General features: G+C 65.4%; 1 pseudogene. It reads left to right on the top strand.

Features of this window, described 5'->3' with window-relative positions:
* Positions 1-180: 180 nt before the first annotated feature.
* Positions 181-422, top strand: a pseudogene (locus tag D7Y04_RS42935) (TlpA family (seleno)protein); the annotation flags it as partial.

Here is a 422-nt window from a genome sequence, read left to right as displayed (position 1 = left end):
GGTCAGCCTCCGCAGACCCTCATGAGCCCCCTCGTCGTTCGCTCGCTTGGGCAGGTCGACAGGCATTCGAACCCATCCTGCTCACCTGGAGAGAATCAGGCAAGGGTGCGCGAGCATCGGGCAGGCCTCGATTCGCTCCGCTGCGTAGGGTCGTCACGACTCAAACCAAGGCGAGTATCGATGACGAGCGAGATTCGAGTGATTCATGAAGCGTGGGACACGCGCCTCGTGGGCGTGACGGTCGACGGCGACAGCCTCTGGCTGGACAAGGAGGACTTCGAGCGTGCCACCGGCTGGCAGTGGAAGGCCGTGGGCCTGTGTCGAGACGACACCTGTATGCCCATTCCGCGTGGCGGCCCGAAACTGGTCGACGGAGACCGCATCGATGCGGCGGGCGTGTGGCGGCATGCGGGCTGGCCCGT

The organism is Corallococcus sp. AB038B (genome assembly GCF_003668955.1).
GTDB classification, from domain to species: Bacteria; Myxococcota; Myxococcia; order Myxococcales; family Myxococcaceae; genus Corallococcus; species Corallococcus exiguus.
The sequence above is the reverse complement of the archived record's forward strand: the minus strand, read 5'-3'. Positions and strand labels throughout refer to the sequence as shown.